Annotated in this window: 21 protein-coding genes and 1 pseudogene; 10 read left to right on the top strand and 12 right to left on the bottom strand. The window is 62.9% G+C overall.

Annotated features, from left to right (window positions below):
• The first annotated feature begins 134 nt into the window (after positions 1-134).
• Both ACK99Q_RS13500 and ACK99Q_RS13505 read left to right on the top strand, forming a co-directional pair.
• Positions 135-977, top strand: a complete 843-nt coding sequence (locus ACK99Q_RS13500; RefSeq protein ID WP_410186635.1) for a helix-turn-helix domain-containing protein — start codon at positions 135-137, stop codon at positions 975-977.
• 154 nt (positions 978-1,131) lie between these two features.
• Positions 1,132-1,410, top strand: coding sequence for a hypothetical protein (locus tag ACK99Q_RS13505; RefSeq protein WP_410186636.1), 279 nt, complete (start codon positions 1,132-1,134; stop codon positions 1,408-1,410).
• A gap of 1,145 nt (positions 1,411-2,555) precedes the next feature.
• Here the strand turns inward: ACK99Q_RS13505 and ACK99Q_RS13510 are convergent.
• From ACK99Q_RS13510 to ACK99Q_RS13545, 8 genes are all read right to left on the bottom strand, one after another.
• The gene (locus ACK99Q_RS13510) at positions 2,556-3,566 is read right to left on the bottom strand and encodes a hypothetical protein (RefSeq protein WP_410186637.1); all 1,011 of its coding nucleotides are present in this window, start codon (positions 3,564-3,566) and stop codon (positions 2,556-2,558) included.
• Positions 3,567-3,967: 401 nt separating this feature from the next.
• On the bottom strand, positions 3,968-4,753 hold the full coding sequence (locus ACK99Q_RS13515; RefSeq protein WP_410186638.1) for an HNH endonuclease: 786 nt from the start codon (positions 4,751-4,753) through the stop codon (positions 3,968-3,970).
• A gap of 1,053 nt (positions 4,754-5,806) precedes the next feature.
• Positions 5,807-6,361, bottom strand: coding sequence for a hypothetical protein (locus ACK99Q_RS13520; protein WP_410186639.1), 555 nt, complete (start codon positions 6,359-6,361; stop codon positions 5,807-5,809).
• A gap of 722 nt (positions 6,362-7,083) precedes the next feature.
• Positions 7,084-7,326 (bottom strand): hypothetical protein, encoded by a 243-nt coding sequence (locus tag ACK99Q_RS13525; RefSeq protein WP_410186640.1) that lies wholly within the window; start codon positions 7,324-7,326, stop codon positions 7,084-7,086.
• Complete coding sequence (locus ACK99Q_RS13530; protein WP_410186641.1) at positions 7,292-7,534, bottom strand: hypothetical protein; 243 nt, start codon at positions 7,532-7,534, stop codon at positions 7,292-7,294. The genes ACK99Q_RS13525 and ACK99Q_RS13530 overlap by 35 nt, the downstream gene beginning before the upstream one ends.
• Positions 7,535-8,246: 712 nt before the next feature.
• Positions 8,247-8,393, bottom strand: a complete 147-nt coding sequence (locus tag ACK99Q_RS13535) for a hypothetical protein (protein WP_410186642.1) — start codon at positions 8,391-8,393, stop codon at positions 8,247-8,249.
• A 10-nt stretch (positions 8,394-8,403) separates the two neighbouring features.
• Positions 8,404-8,652, bottom strand: coding sequence for a hypothetical protein (locus ACK99Q_RS13540; RefSeq protein ID WP_410186643.1), 249 nt, complete (start codon positions 8,650-8,652; stop codon positions 8,404-8,406).
• 25 nt (positions 8,653-8,677) lie between these two features.
• Positions 8,678-9,049, bottom strand: a complete 372-nt coding sequence (locus ACK99Q_RS13545; protein ID WP_410186644.1) for a hypothetical protein — start codon at positions 9,047-9,049, stop codon at positions 8,678-8,680.
• A 92-nt stretch (positions 9,050-9,141) separates the two neighbouring features.
• Between ACK99Q_RS13545 and ACK99Q_RS13550 the strand changes: the two genes are divergently transcribed.
• Positions 9,142-9,984, top strand: a complete 843-nt coding sequence (locus ACK99Q_RS13550; RefSeq protein ID WP_410186645.1) for an HIRAN domain-containing protein — start codon at positions 9,142-9,144, stop codon at positions 9,982-9,984.
• A 19-nt stretch (positions 9,985-10,003) separates the two neighbouring features.
• Here ACK99Q_RS13550 and ACK99Q_RS13555 read toward each other — a convergent pair whose 3' ends face one another.
• Positions 10,004-10,726 carry a hypothetical protein gene (locus tag ACK99Q_RS13555; RefSeq protein WP_410186646.1) on the bottom strand — a complete coding sequence of 241 codons (723 nt, stop codon included), beginning with the start codon at positions 10,724-10,726 and terminating at the stop codon, positions 10,004-10,006.
• A 935-nt stretch (positions 10,727-11,661) separates the two neighbouring features.
• Here ACK99Q_RS13555 and ACK99Q_RS13560 point away from each other — a divergent pair.
• The 4 genes and pseudogenes from ACK99Q_RS13560 to ACK99Q_RS13575 all read left to right on the top strand — a co-directional run bounded on the left by ACK99Q_RS13560 (position 11,662) and on the right by ACK99Q_RS13575 (position 14,425).
• Positions 11,662-12,336 carry a hypothetical protein gene (locus ACK99Q_RS13560; RefSeq protein WP_410186647.1) on the top strand — a complete coding sequence of 225 codons (675 nt, stop codon included), beginning with the start codon at positions 11,662-11,664 and terminating at the stop codon, positions 12,334-12,336.
• Positions 12,337-12,607: 271 nt separating this feature from the next.
• Positions 12,608-13,021: pseudogene (locus tag ACK99Q_RS13565) on the top strand (hypothetical protein); the annotation flags it as partial.
• A gap of 72 nt (positions 13,022-13,093) precedes the next feature.
• A complete protein-coding gene (locus ACK99Q_RS13570) occupies positions 13,094-13,834 on the top strand; it encodes a tyrosine-type recombinase/integrase (RefSeq protein ID WP_410186993.1) in 741 nt (246 codons plus the stop codon).
• Between the two features lie 99 nt (positions 13,835-13,933).
• The gene (locus tag ACK99Q_RS13575) at positions 13,934-14,425 is read left to right on the top strand and encodes a phosphotransferase (protein WP_410186648.1); all 492 of its coding nucleotides are present in this window, start codon (positions 13,934-13,936) and stop codon (positions 14,423-14,425) included.
• Between the two features lie 223 nt (positions 14,426-14,648).
• Here the strand turns inward: ACK99Q_RS13575 and ACK99Q_RS13580 are convergent, their stop codons facing one another.
• The gene (locus ACK99Q_RS13580; RefSeq protein ID WP_410186649.1) at positions 14,649-15,125 is read right to left on the bottom strand and encodes an Lrp/AsnC family transcriptional regulator; all 477 of its coding nucleotides are present in this window, start codon (positions 15,123-15,125) and stop codon (positions 14,649-14,651) included.
• An 87-nt stretch (positions 15,126-15,212) separates the two neighbouring features.
• Here ACK99Q_RS13580 and ACK99Q_RS13585 point away from each other — a divergent pair, with 87 nt between their 5' ends.
• Both ACK99Q_RS13585 and ACK99Q_RS13590 read left to right on the top strand, forming a co-directional pair.
• The gene (locus ACK99Q_RS13585; protein ID WP_410186650.1) at positions 15,213-15,926 is read left to right on the top strand and encodes an AzlC family ABC transporter permease; all 714 of its coding nucleotides are present in this window, start codon (positions 15,213-15,215) and stop codon (positions 15,924-15,926) included.
• Entirely contained in the window at positions 15,919-16,251 is a 333-nt protein-coding gene (locus ACK99Q_RS13590) for a branched-chain amino acid transporter permease (RefSeq protein ID WP_410186651.1), read from the top strand. Before ACK99Q_RS13585 ends, ACK99Q_RS13590 begins: the two co-directional genes overlap by 8 nt.
• A 432-nt stretch (positions 16,252-16,683) precedes the next feature.
• Here the strand turns inward: ACK99Q_RS13590 and ACK99Q_RS13595 are convergent, their stop codons facing one another.
• Both ACK99Q_RS13595 and ACK99Q_RS13600 read right to left on the bottom strand, forming a co-directional pair.
• Positions 16,684-17,133 carry an EamA family transporter gene (locus ACK99Q_RS13595; RefSeq protein ID WP_410186652.1) on the bottom strand — a complete coding sequence of 150 codons (450 nt, stop codon included), beginning with the start codon at positions 17,131-17,133 and terminating at the stop codon, positions 16,684-16,686.
• Between the two features lie 10 nt (positions 17,134-17,143).
• Positions 17,144-17,542, bottom strand: coding sequence for an EamA family transporter (locus ACK99Q_RS13600; protein ID WP_410186653.1), 399 nt, complete (start codon positions 17,540-17,542; stop codon positions 17,144-17,146).
• A gap of 198 nt (positions 17,543-17,740) precedes the next feature.
• Between ACK99Q_RS13600 and ACK99Q_RS13605 the strand changes: the two genes are divergently transcribed.
• Positions 17,741-18,085, top strand: coding sequence for a LysR family transcriptional regulator (locus tag ACK99Q_RS13605; protein ID WP_410186654.1), 345 nt, complete (start codon positions 17,741-17,743; stop codon positions 18,083-18,085).
• The last annotated feature ends 3 nt before the right edge of the window (positions 18,086-18,088 follow it).

An 18,088-nucleotide genomic window follows, 5' to 3' on the forward strand; every position in this document is an offset into this window, starting at 1 on the left:
AACCGAGGAAGCAGCCAAGAACGGGAGAAGCGGGCTTGCGCTCCACGGCCGTTCGGGCCACCTGCGCATCGTGAGTTCGAAGATCGGACGTCACGCTCATTGAGTAATCATTGAGTACGCAATACTCTTGCTCTATGAACGTACGACGGGAATCCCGTGAGCAACTTGGGCTGACCCAAGCCGAGGCGGCGTCTCGAGCTGGTATCAGCTTCGCGACATGGCGGAGGTGGGAAGAAGATCCGTCCTCGGTGAAGAGTGGCACCGCCGCAGCATGCGCGCGGATCCTCGATCGCGAGTCCGCACTCCGGGAGGAGCTTGCGACCTACGAGTCCGAATTCGCGGCCTCCTGGACCGACAACCCTTACCTGACCCCTCGACAGGCGTACGCGATCGCGGGCACGTTGAACTTCTGGGGGGACATGTACTTGGCGGAATGGCTGAGCGATCCCACACCTGAGCCCCTGCACCAGGTCACCCCATTCGAGCGGATCGACCTCCGAGCGATGATGCTCGTCGGCGAGAACAAAGCGTGGGTCGAGTTGGCCAAAGCACGCTGCTTCGCGGTGGCCAATGAACTCAAGGACGGGATCCTTCCGTTCGACCGCGATGGCTGCTACTTCGACGAACTCCTGATGGCGCTAGCACTCCCCGAAGCCCGAGAAATGCTGACGGATGAGCACGAGTCCTTCACCAGTTTGCCGCCATCTACAGTTTCGAACGACGCTGAATCTGCATGGACCGATGACGATTGGGACGCCGTCAGCGACAGCTTCGATGATCGGTGCCGATGGGACGAGTGGGAAGTCCCGACAATGACCAACCATCCCCTCCTCCGAGCAATTCTCGACGCTCGACACCCGTTCACCTGGTTCGACCGCGCAACGCCCACCGGACCCGGGTACCTGAATAGGTTGATTGGGATCGAAACGCTCGCCCCTGCAGACACTCGTGACGACACGGCGGACCCTCAAAGTTGAGGTTGCGCCGTGCCACGTCGCTTCGTCCCGCCTACTCGGCCGCGATTGCGAATGCCGTCGCACCACACCAGACTTTCGCGCGAGCCGCTGATCCAAGTTCAACACGGACCACGATATTCTTCGCCAACTCCGATCCGGATGGGACGTTCAGGCCATGACCGAGCCGAAAGCGATGTCATTGGCGCACGTCAACGCGGCTGCCTCGGCCGTGCTGCGAGGTCACCTGGCCGAACACCGGGTCACACCTAAGAGAGTTGCCGACGCCATCGGCGTTTTCCCTGCTCAGTTCAGCGGCTGGATGAACGACACCAAGGAACCGGTCTCTCTTGCCCTGGTCATCGCTGTCGCCGAAATCACCGGCGTTGAGGCGGCCGGCCTCATGAGTCAGATCGAAGCACGCGCTCGGGATTCCTGGGAGCCGGGCACGGACTGACAGCCCGTGCGGCGCTTGTGCGAAGGCCCGATCGGTGGCTGTGACCTCGTGCTTCGTTCCTCTGAGCCGGACACACGCCTAGTCGCGCCCCACGAATGACGCAAGACCCCCTCACTGGCGAGAGCGAGAGGGTCTTGCAGTCTCGGAGACTACACGTCCGACTTCGAAGCTTCGCGCCCGAGGCTGGGGACAGACCTCGACGGGTGTCCCGTCACGACGCGCGACTCGTATCGGTCGACGAGCCGCCGACTGATTAGCACCGCCGCCCATTTCGCCTGAATGACGGGATTTGAATCCGCCGCCCTGGCTCTAAGGGAGTTCGGGTGGTTCAGCTGCTGCCGCAAGAACCCTTCACAGCTGAAGTGGCCAAGGCTCCTCCCTTCGAGTCACTTGACCCAAGTCTCGAAAAGTGTTTCCGCCCCAGTGCCAAACGGGGATCCCAACGGTCCACTCCAGCGTCACCTCAGCGAGCACCAGTCGGCCTGAGCCAGGATCGATGACATGATCCGTTTCTCGCGGGGGCTCCCAAGTGGGGTCAGAAACGATCAACGCCTTCACCGCGTCAGACTCGAGTTCAAGTTCCCTGTCATCGCACGGTACTCGCCACTCATGTTCGTGCAGCCAGTCGGACGCGCTTGGCTCAGTTCTCACGAGCCACGCACGGAGTTCTGGTGTCAAAGAGTTGCATACTGCATCCCACTTGTCGTTCCGGACATACCAGACGGGCCCACCGCCCTTGTCCCAGACCCATTGTCGCTTGAGGACGAGTCCCCAACCGGCGAATCCGGCACTTGAGAGGAGCGCCGCGGCCCCTTCTTGTTGCTTTCGCTCAGACAGACCACGGGTCGCGGGGATCCTGGCACAGCGTGTCCACGAAGCGCGTGTTCGCTGAGGATGTTGTTTAGACGCTCCTCCGCGCTGAGGAAGGCGACCTCCGGAGCGTACGTGTTGCGTGCTCGCCCTGTGAAGTGAACGAGGCCACCTGATTGACCAGGGTGAACGGGGGTCCGTAGTTGGCTCATCGCGGCGTCCTTCCCTTCACCGGAACGTCGAATCTTTCGGCCCTATCTGTTGGCACGGCCGCTTCCGACGGCTGGCTCCGATGCTGGCACCCGCTCACAACCTCGCGCCCTCCTGGCTCCAGCTCAGCTTGTCGGATCGAACGCAATATACGAAGCACCGACTGTCGAAGTCTCCGGCAGTGAATCAACCAGTCCGCGACCGGGACCACGGTGGACCCATACTCCCCAGCCTTCTGAGAGGACGTCGCGCAAGCGCGGTGAATCGCCAAACCCGCCCCGGCTCGCAGAAGGGGAGTTACCCACGAAGCCGCTGAACCCCTCGGTACTCATCGCATACTTGCTGAAGCGTCCTGTGGGCCACAGATTGTCCACCGTCTCCTTCGCCGCAGCCTCGCTCTCTGCGACGGTCACCAGGCGGCAAATCGAAGCGGGCAGGTGCTCCTGCACGAGCTTCAGGAAATGGCGTTCTCGTGCACGCCACCCGACGGCGATCAAGACCGTCGTACGTGCGAGGATCTCGGCTAATGTCTGGCGGTGCCTCACCGGCATCATAAAGTCGATTTTCTGCTGAACCGGGATTGAGAGTGCTGGCAACAGCACGGTCTTTGGGTCCCGAGGGTCTTGGTACCTGTCGTCGTCCCGGAAGGCGTAATCCGGGAGCCATTCAAGGTCCGCAGCCTGATCTATCGCTCGATGCAAACCAGCTTTCCCAAGGTAGACAGAGGTCAACTCGGCACGCGCGGCTCGTCGCCAATTCACGGAGCCGTGGGGCTTAAGGACCTTTACATCATCGTGGTCAAGGTAAGAGTCGATTCCGTCAATCCGGTGGCCATACACCTTCGAGACCGCATCCTCGAGAAGCGTGTCGTAGTTGAACGTCACGCAGGCGACTGGGTCGCTCGAACCGACCGCTTCACGCCACCTGGCGGCCTCATCCAAGGCGAGCACATAGTTCGTCAGTCCTTGACACTCCTCTGCCCACCGCCTGGGGACTTCTCGCATGAGTTCCGCGAGATAGGAACGCAACGCCAGCAGCTGAGTTGAAGTAGCGGGGTACGACGTTGCTTCCGCTTGCAACCGCTCAAGTTCCTCCTCAACGTCGCGCCCGCGATCCGTCGCTTCGCGTAGGCGCATGAGCAGAGGAGCAGCCCTGGGGAACGCGGCGACGGCAGACTTCCCAACTTGCGTCCGCGGAGCGAACAGCGATCTCGCCAGCGGTGGCCGGTGGTCGAACTCTGCCGGCACCGTCCCCTGACCGGGTGGTCGCGCTGGGTCGCTGTCGTAGGACGCACCAGCGCCGAAAACGAAGGTAAGCACTCAGCTAGTCTCGCGGATCTGGGCCGACAAGCTGGGCTTTTCGGTGGCTGCCATCGCACCTCTTCGCGATCGCGATGAGCGGGCGAGTCTTGGTTGGATACCTAGCCTCGCCCAAGGCTCCGCATCGGAATCCGGACGCAAGGTGTCCGCGGGTCCGCTCAGGCACGGACCCCTCAGTTCGATTTGGGACTCTGCCGACGCCCCACTCAGCTGACCGGCTACACCAAGCCCTTTCGGCGCATTCTGAGTTCGTCCTTGTTCGGTCTGTCCGCAATCCGGGTCGGAAGTCGGAGTCTTGCCCCGTCAAACTTCCGGTACCCCGCTTCTGTGACTTCAGATTCGACTCGGACCAAATAGTTGGAATCGACCCACAGCAGGTCCGCGTCGAAGAGCAGGTGGAGGTCGGCCCTAAGAGGGAGTCCATTCGAGACATCGTTAGTCCCGCCGGCAGCAAATGGGGCGATATGGGCCGCCTGAAGCACGTGAGTCGTGTCGCACCCGCTAATCGCACATCGTCCGCCGTAAGCCTCAAGAAGCCTGTCGCGAAACTCCGACTGCCCCTGACGGACGACCACCTCAACGAGACGTCGTCTACGCGCTGCCGAAAGCGAAGGGAGAGGGTTGTCGTTCGCGCGTACCCAACTTTCGAGGCGCCGCAACTCCGCATCATGCAACCGTCGCACGCCACGCGGCGCCCGATCCAGGTCATCGCTCGGCCCCGCGCTGATGAGCTGGCGACTCGTCTCTCGGTCCCACTCGATGTCGACGCGGTGCTGGACCACGCCGGCGATCACTTCAGCCCAGGGCCGCACGATCAATCCGACCGCGATCACGCGCCCGTAGGGCGATGAGCCGTATACCCAAAGTCGGTCTCCCACAGCAATCTGACGGTAGCCCGAAGCCAGGGTCCACGTGTCCGTGTCGATCTTCCCGAAGTACTCACCGAACGGTGACCCATCCCACGCTTCGGAGGACTCATTCACCGGATAAACCCAATCAGCCATGCGTCGCAGTCTCGCACCGAATGCATGGCCGAGTCTGGACCTCACGTGTTTGACCACGCCCTGACGTTAAGTCGCTGGTTTCGACACGACCGAATGGATTGTCCCAACGCGACGCAACACGCATGCGGCCCTAAGTCGTGGACTGCTGCACGAGCTGGTGACAGTTTCGGCGATACCGCGTGCGCGGAGTTGTGGCTATCCGCGTCACAAATCAGCCCTCAGAACGGAGCTTCACCTTGGCTCAATTGGACCCCGTTATGCGCGATGCGGTCCCCCGCGGTCCCCCACCGGCCAGCCCGAGGCGAACGTGCCACCCAGAAGGTGGGACCACGGGAATCGAACGCATGTGCCGGCTACCTGAGGCGCCCAAACCGCTCCGAGGTCTGCCGCCAGAATTCGTCCCGAACCACTGGTCCCCCACCGGATCACGAAACAGCTGCAATTCCAACGAATCAGGTGCCCCCATGGCGTTCCGCGTCTGAAACAACACGTGGCCCTGACCGCGTTTCCGCTGGTCAGAGCCATCTGGTCAATCTGTGTCCGAGGGGGGACTTGAACCAGAGGACCACTCGCTGGCATTCCAGTTAAATTCCAATATGCCCTGGAATTGCAGTGGTCGTCCTGTCCGGTTCCGTCCCGTTGCACCCGAAGCGTGCCCCTTGGGGGTGCACCCAACTTCAGTTCGTCCAGCCAAGCCTAGTCGTTGCGCAACGCTCCCTGCGGGCCGAATAGGCCGGTGCGCTGCCGCGACGTCTAGGCCGCCCTTGCCAGACGTCGACGGCCAATCAACCAGCATCTTCGGCGGCGCAACACAGGCCAAGACTTCACCGAATCGTGCAGCAGATCGTCGAACCCGCGAACTAGACCCGAGCGAAATCGAACCCAGTCGAGCTTCGGGCTCCCACCCTTTAGAGCTTGTCCGACACAGCTTCCACGGCCGCCCCAGTCGCTGGACGACAGAGATCGTCACGGTAGTGCGAATCTACCGTTTCGCCGCCAGTGGCGACGACGCCGTCGACTGAATCACCGACGCTCTCCCGCCCGCTCTGCTCGTCACGGCTCAGGACGACTCTCCCCGAACTGCGCGAGTGCCGCTTCATAACGCCCGCCGCACCGGATCCGGGTCACGCTGTCGTAGTTCCAAACTGTGGGTTCTTCTACCCAGACCCCCCGTGGATTGATGATCTGCATCGAGAAATCATGTTCTCTCAGGGTCAGGAGCTTTCCGACAATCGTCGGCTGGTCCCATTCGCTTTCGAAGTAGACGACGAACAACTCCGAATGGTCAGCCGCAGCCTGCAACACGTCGGCGGTCGACGGTTGCCGAGGAAGTCTGAAGTCCACCTGTGGCCGACCCATAGCAGCCACAGCTCGTTCGATATAGCCTGCTTCGCGATCATCCTCCACGGACGTCACATCTGGGGTCCTCGCGACCTGATATGCATCGAAGAAGACGGCTTCGTTCAGCTCCTGGACAGCAAACCACTGCTCAGAGACGCTCACCACATATCCGAGAAGCGTATCTGGGTACCAATCTTCCTCACGGTCGATCCGGACCGGGTACTGAGCTCGCTCAGCATCGAAAAGATCATTCAGAGGGGTGGACATAGCTACCTCCTCCCTAGTGAGCTCGCCCGGCTTGCCGTCACTCTGAGACGATCCGCGAAGCTCACTTCACGCACCAAGATGCGCGGATGCACTCCTTCTGCTTCCACCATCGATCGCGGCCTGCTCATAGCGTTTGAGTGTATGTGGGGTGATGTGGCTCGAGGTTTCGAATGCGAAGTGCATCCGAACCTAGGAGTTGGTGTCTCGATTGCGGCACTGTCGGTTACGCAAACGATCATCCTCATCATCGCGGCCATCGCGGCCCGTGCGGCAGTAGCCGGGCTCATGACTCGGGTGGATGACACGTAGTGCGGTGTGCACACCGAGAAGGGGCAACGCGCCGCCGGATACGTGCCCAAAGGTCAGGCGAAACGCCCCGCCGGCCTACTCAACTCCGGCACCGACCTGGTCGCGGTGAGCGTGCGCGGTGCAGGAACGGGACACCTCGGCGCCACGCCCCACGTGCTGGTCTGCCCGCGCGAGCTCTACGAACGCCTGAACCGGTAGCCGATGCTCACGCCTGTCGTCCCAGTTGCGAGGGATGCGCCTCGCTGACGCTCATTTCGCCCGACCTTCCAGCCACGCACCTTGAACGCCTAAGGTGCCACCGGCGGCGTTCGAGGACTCTTCCACCCACGCGGTGGGCTCTAGGCCCAGATCACCAGTCTCGCCCCTCCCCGAACACGTGCTCGGATGCCATGAGACCCCTGACGCAACTCGTTTCAGGTAGGCGGCATACCCGTCGCGGCCTCGATCGCTGCCAGTAGCGCTGCGTACCTGTCACGATCGAACACGATCAACGGCGCGAATCTGGTCTCGGTCACACCCACATCAGCAGCACACCACAGACGCAACTGAATTCCATCACTGCGAAACGCGATCCGTTCCCCCCAGATGAGCAGATGATCAACCCAACGATGCAGCCGCTCATCAATGCTCCACGACCGCACGGTGGACGGATCCACCGACCTGGCCATTGACCTCACACGCGATCACCTTCTCAGAGATCACATAGACGACGTCGTGCCGAAAACCATTCATCAGAACCACAACGGCGGCGGCCGCGAAACCCGCAAACTGGAGCACAACGAACGCGAGCACCAGCTCATGCCATTCGAGACGACGTCCCTCCAGCACTGCCCACACAACCAGCACCGCGAAGGGAACAAACATGAGCAGAGCCTGGGCAGGAAAGAACCGCCAGCGCCAACCCGAGTCGTGGCCTACTCGAAATCCCTCATTCACTGTTGTGCCGCCCCCACCGACTGGTCCAGCCAGCGCGAGAGTACTTGGCGTCTGCCCGGCCCGTGAGGGTGGGCGGGGCAACGAGAGCGTTGGAAGTCACTCTCATTCATCCCTCTCAGGTTCGGTGGCCGACTGCGAGACAGCGTAGGTGACGAACGCGGCGGGTGTTCTCATCCCCCGTGACCGATGCGGGCCGAGTTGGTTGCACGTCGGACACGAGGCCAGCATGCACTTCCCGCTCGCCGCCTTACGCCGCCAGGAGTCGTTCAGCACGGCCGGTCCCCCACCGGATCGCGAAAAGACTGCAATCTCAGCAAATAGCGCGCCCCCATGGCGTTCCGCGCCTGAAACAATAAATGGCCCTGACCGCGTTTCCGCTGGTCAGAGCCATCTGCCTCTTCTGTGTCCGAGGGGGGACTTGAACCGGAGGGACACTCCTTGGCATTGCAGCGAAATCCTCATCCTGACTGCAATTCCAAGGGTCGTTCTTTTCGGTTAGCTCCCGTTACACCCGAAGCGTGCCCCCTGGGGGTGCACCGATCTGAAGTTCGTACGCGTCAGCCTAATCGTCAGCCCAACCCAGCCGCTGAGCAGTTCCGTGCAGTCGACTGCAGCCACGCCGCGCATCTCTTTCCACTCGTCAATCGAGCAGATTCAGCAAGACAACGACGGCACCCATGACAAAGGCGACGACGCCGACGCTTCGAAGCCCCGGCTCGAGATCTCGGACCTTGGAAATCGCGAAAACGATGCAACCGAGCACGAGAAGGATCAGTCCTGTCGTCATGAGATCGCTCCTACTCGAGAACGGCACAGGCGCGACGAGTAGGGACTCCATCCTCCAGGCACTGCTGCAGGTGAACCTCGATGTCGACATCGAGCTCGACACCCGCGGCCACAAGCGCGTCCCCGAACGATGCAACCCGCAACTCCGGCGCCCGGCTCAAAGCGTGCGCGTACGCCGATCGAACTGCCTTCGCATCCGGGTGCCGCGTGAACTTGTCCAGCACCCTGTCGGCCACGAACTCGAAGAAGGTCGAGATCAAGACGATTCCTCCAAGTCAGCACCATTCAGCATCCAAACTCTTCCCACAGCTCATCTACGGCGTCCTGCGCCAACCAGCGGAGCGGGTAGTCGACTCCGACGTACCGAAAGACCCCTCGCGAGAGTTCGTCGAACAACTCAGCTTCAAAGTCCAAGCCGTCGTCGAACTCCGGAAACGGGGACGCATCGTCCGTCCTGGTGAGCGCCCACTCCAGATAGGGACGGGGCGGTTCATACCGCTTCCACCACAGATGACCTGTCGACGCGAACGACTCCCCCGCAAGCATCGCGACGAGTGCAACCGGCCTGCCCTCCCACAGCAACTCCGCCACCACCCTGTCGAAACGAGCAAACGGATGTCCGGTACCAGACTCTTGCCGCTCGCCGGGCTCGCTCACCGGTCGATCGTCCCACGCAGGGGACGTGTCGTTGCGCACCGCGCCAGCAGTTACAGGCGATGTCGCGGGAACTCAAACCGATAGGACGCTCCTTGTCGGCGATCCTCGCGGCAGACATCAGCACTCCAACGTCGAGTTTCCTCAAAGCCCCCTTTAGCGGGTGTTTCCGGTGGAACGCTGATGAGATGCGACTCCCCTTCTGGCGCAAGCGCTCGAACGAAACTCGTGCAAGCCCGACACCGTCGGCAGCCCACACACCTGTTCGCGGCGTGGAGTACGGGCCGACCTGGATGCCAGAGCAGGAGTGGGACAACAGGTTGGCGGCGTATCGGCGGCAAGGACGATCCGGCACAGAAATCGCGGCGCTCATCAGGCATCTGGAACATCGCGGGCCGATCAAACCGCGCTCGAAGACCGAGGTCGTCAGAGCTGCCCGCAGCCGTGGCTACGTGGCACGCGCAGAGTTCATGGACGCCGAGACCGAAGCGCGCGGCCTCCAGCCCGGTCCAGACGGATTACCCGACGCCTGGCTCGCGCGAGAGCGAGACCGGCTGCTCGTCACCACCCCGCTTGGCTGGGTGAATCCCAAGAGCCGGACATCTTGGCGGTTGGGAATTCACTCATTCGCTCTTCGCGGAACCGGGTATTACGAAGACGCGGTGAAGGCTGGACGGTTCACCCCGGGCGCGCCGCTGCGGCTGGTGCGCGAACCAGACAACGAGTACGACACGAATGCGATCGCGGTGTACGCCGAGACCGGGCGACGCGTCGCCGGATACGTGCCCAAAGGTCAGGCGAAACGCCTTGCAAGCCTACTCGACTCCGGCACCGACCTGGTCGCGGTGAGCGTGCGCGGTGCAGGAGCAGGACGCCTCGGCGCCACGCCCCACGTGCTGGTCTGCGAGCGCGAGCTCTACGAACACCTGAACCGATAGTCGATCCTCACGCCGGTCGTCACAGTTGCGAGGGATGCGCCTCGCTGAAGCCCACTTCGCCGTTCCTGATGAAGACATAGAAGTCCGCCTCGGAAGTTGCGAGTGCTTCACCGGCTGCAGCGGCGCGTAAGCGTGCGACGATCCATTCCGCGGCGCGGGCCAGGCCCTCGGTCTCAAGACCTCGTCGGGCGTCAGGGAGCCGGTCCTTCGGAACAGCATCTATCCAGAGGATCATGCCGTCTTCGGCGCGGGATGTCTCGGCGCCGTGGTAGTTGGCGCGGGCGTTTCCACGCCAGTAGGCCCGAGCGAGGACCAGCGGCTCGAAATCGTTTGAACGGTCCGGCATCGAGAAGTAGAGGCGCCCGGTCCTGGCTCCGGCCGCGGTCAGCGCCGACCCGACGCGCGAGCGACTCACCGGATAGGCGTGACCGCTGTGGACGGTGTCCTTCTCGTAGTGGCCCCAAGGATCGCGCCAGATCCGTCGAGCGAGTTCGGCGTAACTCGAGTCACGAACAGCCGATTCGGCACCGAACCAGTGGACGAAAACGTCGCGGACAATCCGAGCGAGATCCTCCGGGCCGCTGGCCTCGGGGAGTCGTCGCACGATGTCAGCCGCCTCAGGCTCGTACTCATCGGCGTTCTCTCCGAAGTTGATGCCCACGGGATCGTTCTCGAACAGGATGGCCGAGACACGTTGAATCTCGCTCTTGTACTCGCGCTTCAGGTGCGCGTGCTTCCGCATCTCTGCCTCCCTTCAATCAGTGCCCCAAGGCTATTCGCTCATCCACGCACCAAGCTTCAATCGCTAGAAACGTGACACGACCACTTCACCTGCTACGGCCAACCCACCCCGCTTCTGCGCCGCCGTAGTCCGTTCTGAGCGACTGGTCCCCCACCGGACAACGAAACACCTGCAATTCCAGCCAATCACGTGCCCCCATGGCGTTCCGCTCCTGAAACAACAAATGGCCCTGACCGCGTTTCCGCTGGTCAGAGCCATCTGGTTCTTCTGTGTCCGAGGGGGGACTTGAACCCAAGCGCCGCTCCTTGGCATTTCAGACAAAATCCGGTTTCGCCTGCAGTTCCAGCGGCGGTTGCCTCCCGTTGCCTCCCGTTACCTCGGAACTGTGCCCCCTGAGGGTGCACCGATCTTCAGTTCGTATAGCCAAGCGTAGTCGTTGCCCCTTTCCATTATCCCGGCCGAGTACGCCGGTGCGCTGCCGCGACGTCCAAGCCGCTCCGCAAGACGCCGCCGCTCGATCAACCGAGCATCGTCGACATGACTACAGCAGCGCACTCAGCACCACAGGTCGTAACCGCACCGAACCGCGCAGCAGACCCTTCCTTGCGACAAACGACATAGCGACTACATCCGCCATGACCGATCGGAATTGCTCGTTCGCGGCTTCGAGCCAGCGCATGAGCAGGCGACCGGAGTTGTCCGGCTCTCTGCACGGATAGGTGACATCTGAACTGCGTAAATGTGTCGAAGCCGAAAGGGTGTGCAGCATACCCGGCGCGTTCCCGTTCCGCAGGACATGATCCGGGTGCTTGCGAGCTCAAATGCTCCCATTGCTCCAACCCACGAGGGACTTCGGCATCTCGCCGTCGTGCCTGACCTGGGGGCTCACCATCGGCGCCCCGGGTCTGGTGTCCTTGCACGCAGTACGCTCGGGCATGCCTCTCGACATGCTGCTCTACGTGGACCACATGAATCCGCGAAGGCCGATAGAGATGTTCTTCCGGGGGCATCTCTGGGTCGAGCGAGTTCTCACGTCGCTACTCGTTGAGTCTCTGACTGTCCCCGATGCGATCAGAGCGGAGCGCAGGAGTTTCTCCGAGAAGCGAAACCTCGCCATCGCAACCGGCGTGCTCGACCACAGTTCCGCCGAATCACTGAAGAAGATTAACGATGTGCGAAACCGCCTGGCCCACGAGTTCAATTCGGCCGTGACGCTCGGGGATGTCTCTGCGTTGGAAGCAAGTCTGAAGGGGATTCCGAAAACGGTCTTTGACCAGAACCTTCCAGAGAACAAAAGGCCCCTGGAACGCCTGCAGCTCTTCTTCCAAATCGTTCTGGGGGACCTGGAGTTTCGCCGGTTAAATCTTGCATACCAGCGAGAGAACGCCGCGAGCCTCCAAGCCAACTTTCTCCTACAGGGAGTCCACGAGCAAAACGGTTGGGAATTCGATGAGATCGGGATGAGTGACCAGCTGGGGATTCCGGATCCGCCGAAGTACGACGAGGATGTCTGGTTCATCGACTTCGAAGCAGATCACTCGAACCCAGACGCGATACCGCCTGAGTCCGACCACACTCCTGACAGTTCAGAAGGTCCGCCCGTGTCATAGATGTGTCTGGGAGACGAATCGCCGCGCCGTCGCGAACGAGCACCCAGAGCCTTGGGTGCTCCCAATCAGAATCTTCGGGCTGGCGGTACTGAGTTCGAACCAGTACGCCGCTGATTATCAGCCGACACCCGAACTCAGATGAAGATCGTAATATAGACTGTCATTTCAGGGTTTTCTTTCAGTGACAGATGCGGTCACCAGGTGACATAATCAGCAACTCCAGAACTACGCTTGAACTACGTGGGAACTACGAAATCGGGGGCACTGCTCCATGGTCCGCGCTGGAGATCGTCGAGAGTTCGGGGAGATCTCGAAGCTCCCCAGCGGTCGCTTTCAAGCACGCTACGCCGACCCGGCTGGTCGAACCACTGGATCGGGAAGCCGGCTCCGGCACACCGCTCCTCATACCTTCGTCACCCGCAGTGACGCTGAGGCGTGGCTCGTCGACGAGCGCCGTCTGCTGTCGAATGGGACATGGACAGCGCCCGCCGTACGGAACGCTCAGAGGCGTTCTGCGTCTCTGCAGTTCGGCGAGTACGCCCAGCGATGGCTGGCCGACCGAAAGGTCAAAGGACGCCCCCTTGCCGACCGCACACGCGACCACTACCAAGACCTCCTTGCCCGACTGATCCTCCCGACATTCGCAACGACTCCGCTTCAAGACATCAGCCCTGACGCCGTCGGCCGGTGGTACGACGATGCCGCTCCAGACCGGCCTACGTACCGAGCTCACGCGTACTCCCTCCTTCGCGCCATCATGCGCACGGCAGCCGACCCGACAAAGAACAGCGGCCAGGCATTGATTCCGTTCAACCCCTGCGGGATCTCCGGCGGCGGCACCTCGGGCGCGAAGCGACGCATCCGACCTGCGACGGCGGAGGAGATCGCGGTCATCGTGGCGAACATGCCCGAACGACACCGCCTGATGGTCCTACTGGCTGATGGCTGCGCTCTTCGCTTTGGTGAACTGGCGGAGCTCCGACGTTCGGACGTCGACATAAAGAACGCGATCATCCACGTGCGCCGCGGCGTGGTGCGGTCCCGGTCGGCTGGCGTCGTCGCCAAGACGCCCAAGAGCGATGCCGGCATCCGCGACGTTCCCATCCCACCCGACATTGTCGCCGCCGTGATCGAGCACAAGAAGCAGCACGCGGCGCCAGGACTTCAGGGACTGATGTTCCCCGGAGTCAATGGCGGTCACCTCTCCCCCAGCGCCTTCTACGGCAAAGTCACCATCGAGCGCCGCGGCAAGACCCACCGCAAGGGTTTCGGGTGGTACGAGGCACGCCACATAGCTGGACGAGACGACTTGCGCTTCCACGACCTCCGCCACGGCGCCCTCACCGAGGCCGCTCGGCACGGCGCCACCCTCGCCGAACTCATGGCCCTGGGCGGCCATTCCACCAGCCAAGCTGCGATGCGATACCAGCAGGCAGCGTCAGACCGACTCGCGGCGCTCGCTAGAAAACGTGCCGAGTCTCGCGGCTGGAAAGGCTAGCCAGCGGGAACTCCGGACGCCAACGAGACCGAGGACTTGAACTCGCGACCTCTCGAGTAGATCGGGGCCTTGCCCGACTTCCCATCGATGCGCCTTCCAATGCATTTTTACTGGAATGGTTGGAAAATCAGCACTCCAACACTGCCCACTGCATTCCGCTTCGACAACATCGTGCTCGACCCCGCCGACCCGACTCGGCCGAAGGCCCTCCTCGACTGGGAGCTCGCGACGCTGGGTGATCCCCTCATGGACCTGGCCAACACCTTGGGATACTGGGTGGAGCAGTCCGACGGTCCGCTCTACCGCGCCTTCCGACGGCAGCCCACGAATCTGCCGGGAATGATGACCCGGGACGAGGTCTTCGACTACTACTGCGAGCGCACCGGGACGCAGGTCTGCCCACGTGACCGCACCTGGTACGAGGTGTTCGGCCTGTTCCGCGTGGCCGTCATCGCACAGCAGGTGTACCAGCGCTATCTGGCGCGCCAGACGACCAACAAGCAGTTCCGACTCTTCGGCGCCGCCGTTGTGCTGCTCGGGCTGCGCTGCCGCCGCATCATCCGCACCAGCCGAAGAATCGAGGCGTCATGAAGGACTCCCCCGCACAGGTGGACGTGAGCTGGGACGGGCCGATCGCGCTGTGATTCCAGACTATTCCGCCTCCGGGGACACCGAGTCGGCCGCCTGAGTGAACAGTGCCGACAGGGCTGCTTCCGTTCCGGGCGGTCGCGCGAGAACGTCAAGCAGGTCAGGGACTGTCCGCTGACAGCCGGTCCACGGTGGATGGGGACCGGTCGCTGAGCCCAGGCTGTGCTCACTGTCCGAGCTTGGCCGTGTCACCAGTGGGCCGCAGCGACTTGAGGGTCTTCATTGCGAACCGTGAGGAGACCCGGGAGATGCCGGGGATCGTGAGCACGTGGTCGGTGAGGAAAGCCTCGTAGGCCGCGGTGTCGGCGGTAGCGATCCTGGCGTGGTAGTCGGGGGTGCCGAACAGGCGGTGGAGCTCGATCACTTCGGCGAAGCCGGTCATCGAGGTCTCGAAGGCGTCGATGCTACCGCGCGCGAAGTCGGTCAGGTCGATGTCGAGGAACACCTCGAAGCCTTGCCCCAGCGCGTCGGGGCTGACGATGGCCTGGTAGCCGCGGATCACGCCTTCGGCTTCGAGCCGCTGGACGCGCCGCAGGCACGGCGCCGGAGTGAGTCCCACCCGATCGGCCAGCGCGACGTTCGACATGCGGCCATCGGAACGGAGGTTGTCGATGATTGCGTGATCGAGTCCGTCGAGGTCCATATATTGCACAATAGCAGCGGAAGGCCACGCACTTAGGCAAGCATATTTTGCGAGAATCCTGGGATGCTTGTGCTCATGAGTGAGGCAGTGGAGGCGCTCGACCGGGCGCCGTCGTCCCGACGCACGGAGGTCGCCGCTGGCCTCAAGGCCTCTTTGGCAGCCGGGTTGGGTATGTTCCCGCTCGGCGTCGCGTTCGGGCTGCTCGTGCTTCAGGCCGGTCTGCCGTGGTGGGTCGCCCCCGCCCTGTCGATCGCGGGGTTCGCCGGGTCGCTGGAACTGCTGCTGATCGCGATGATGGTCGCCCTGACGCCGCTGGGAACGATCGCGCTGACGACGTTCCTGGTGAACTTCCGTCACGTCTTCTACGCCTTCACCTTCCCAATCAGCGTGGTGAAGCACCCGGTGGCCCGTGCCTACTCGGTCTACGCGCTCATCGACGAGGCCTACGCGGTGACCGCCGCGAACCCGCGAGGTTGGACGTCGTGGCGGCTGTTGTCCATGCAGATCGCCTTCCAGTGCTACTGGGTCGGCGGTGGACTGGTCGGGGTGCTGATCGGCACGCTCATACCGGTGAAGATCGAGGGCCTGGAGTTCGCCCTGTGCGCCCTGTTCGTCACCCTCACCCTCGACGCCTGCCGCACCAAGCAACAGGTCCCCTCGCTGCTGCTGGCCGCCTCCAGCTTCGCGATCGCCGTTGTCACGGTGCCGGGTTCGGCGCTGTTCGCGGGCCTGCTGCTGTTTGTCGGCGCTCTTCTGGTCCGGTACCTGCTGATGCGACCGAAGGAGAGCGCCGATGCCTAGCCCCGGCGCCTGGTACATCGCGGGAGTTCTCGCGACCGTGTTCACCATCACCCTCGCCCTGCGAGCAGTGCCGTTCGCGATCCTGGGACCCCTGCGGGAGTCGACGCTGGTTAAAACGATGGCGACCTGGATGCCGGTCGGCATCCTCGCGATCTTGGCTGCCAGCACCTTCCTCACCTCCACCGGTGACGACCGGAATCACGCCCTCCATGCCATCGCCGCCGTGGGCGTCACCGCCGCAGTCCATCTCCTCGCCGGGCGGCGGACCCTCCTCAGCGTCGGGATCGGCACACTTGCCTACGTGCTGGTGGTGAGGTTCCTATGACCCCATCGACTGACCCACCGACCGACCGCACCGAAAAGCGCCAGCACACTCCTCGACCAACCCACTGAGCAGCAACGACGGCTCTGGCCTGCGGCTTCCCCATTGCAGGTTCCCTGGCCGGAGCCGTCGTGCGCCCGGCTTGCCGAGATTGGAGCTACCAACTCATCACACTCCGGACTCCGACTGGCGACGGCGAGCTTCGAGAATTGCTCCTGCGACCTCTGGAAGAAACCGGGGCGTTTCTGACACTTGCCATCGATGCCCGTTCCAACGAATTTGTGCTGGAAGGTCTACTGGATCAGCGCTCTGACAGTTCGCAACTGTAGCTCACCACTACACGTGTTTGCGCGTCTCAATCCGTGAGGTAAACGTCCAATTTGCGAGGTCCCATGAGCGCTGAGCCTCGAGAGCGGCATTCACGACGGTCTCTTCCTAAGACTCGCGAATGGGTCTGACGGGGCGGAACACCCGGATGCCTAGGCCTTGGCTGACGAGCACACCGATCATGATGAGCAGGCCGCCTGCGGGTTCGCTCCGGTGCAGCGCCTCCCCGAGCAGCACGACTCCGAGGACCACCCCGACGACAGGGGTGACGTAGATGACGGTGGAACCCGAGGCGGCGCCGCAGGCGTGAATGATCTGGGCGTGCCAGACGTAGACGATGCCAGTGGAAAGCAGCCCGAGCGCGAGCATGCTCCACAGCACCGAGGGCTTGAGCTGAACCGGTGCGAGCCCGCCGACGAAGGGACGATGAGCAGCCCGAGGAGCGCAGCGACGGTGATCTGGCTGGCAGCAATCGTGGTCGCGTCGTACCGGCCAGTCCGCAAGAGCCGCCGGGAGAGCACGAATGCCACCGCGTAGCAGAGGTTCGCGCCCAGGCACGCGAGCTGTGCTAGCAGCACCGTGGTGCCATCAGTGGACCCACGTCGATCGCCCACGGTCCGGCAACGACAACGACCCCGCACGCGGCGATGAGAAGTCCCCCGATCCGGAAGCGAGTGAGGAGTTCGTCCGGCAACAGCGCCAGCCCGACCATCAGGGTCGCGATCGGTGTGGTCGCGTTGTAAATGCTCGAAAGGCTGGAGGGGATGCGCTGACCCGCCCACGCATACAAGGTGAACGGGATCACGCACAGGAACACCGCGATCACCGCGAGTGAACCCCAGGTGCGAGCGCCCCTCGGCCACCTTCGGCGGGTGACGAGCATGATCGCAATGAGCAGCATGGAGCCGAGCCCGAGACGTCCCACCATGACCTGGGCCGCCGAAAGTCCTTCCCTGCCGAGCTTCATGAACAGAATGCTCGGTCCCCCACGCCAGCGACACGGCGGCGAACAGGACGCCGACCCGTCGTGTATCGCTCGGACCCATCAGCCCTCCCCTCCTTTGGTGACGTGGCGGGCGGCGGAATTGAACCGCTCATGCCAGCGTGCGATACTCGAATGCGATGCGTCAGATCGATAGCATCGATCGAGTGATGAGTTGGTTCGATGGCGGTAACACTGCGTCAACTCGAAGTGCTGGTGGCCGTGCTCGACCGGGGCGGATTCGGTGCGGCCGCGGATCAACTCACGATGAGCCAGTCCTCGGTGTCCCACTCGCTGGCGTCTCTGGAACGCGAAGTGGATGGCGCGCTTGTCGAGCGCACGACTCCCGTGCGGGGCACCCCGCTGGGCGAGGCACTCATCCCGCACGCGCGTGCCATGCTCGCCGCGATGCGGGGGTTCCAAGCCTCCGCGGCCGCGCACCACGACGCCCAGATTTCCGCGCCAATCGGCCTGGGCGTGCCTCCCACGGCAGCCCGGGGACTACTTCCGAATCTACTCGTCGCGTGACGA

This window comes from Aeromicrobium sp. MLTX1, assembly GCF_046452335.1.
GTDB lineage: Bacteria > Actinomycetota > Actinomycetes > Propionibacteriales > Nocardioidaceae > Aeromicrobium.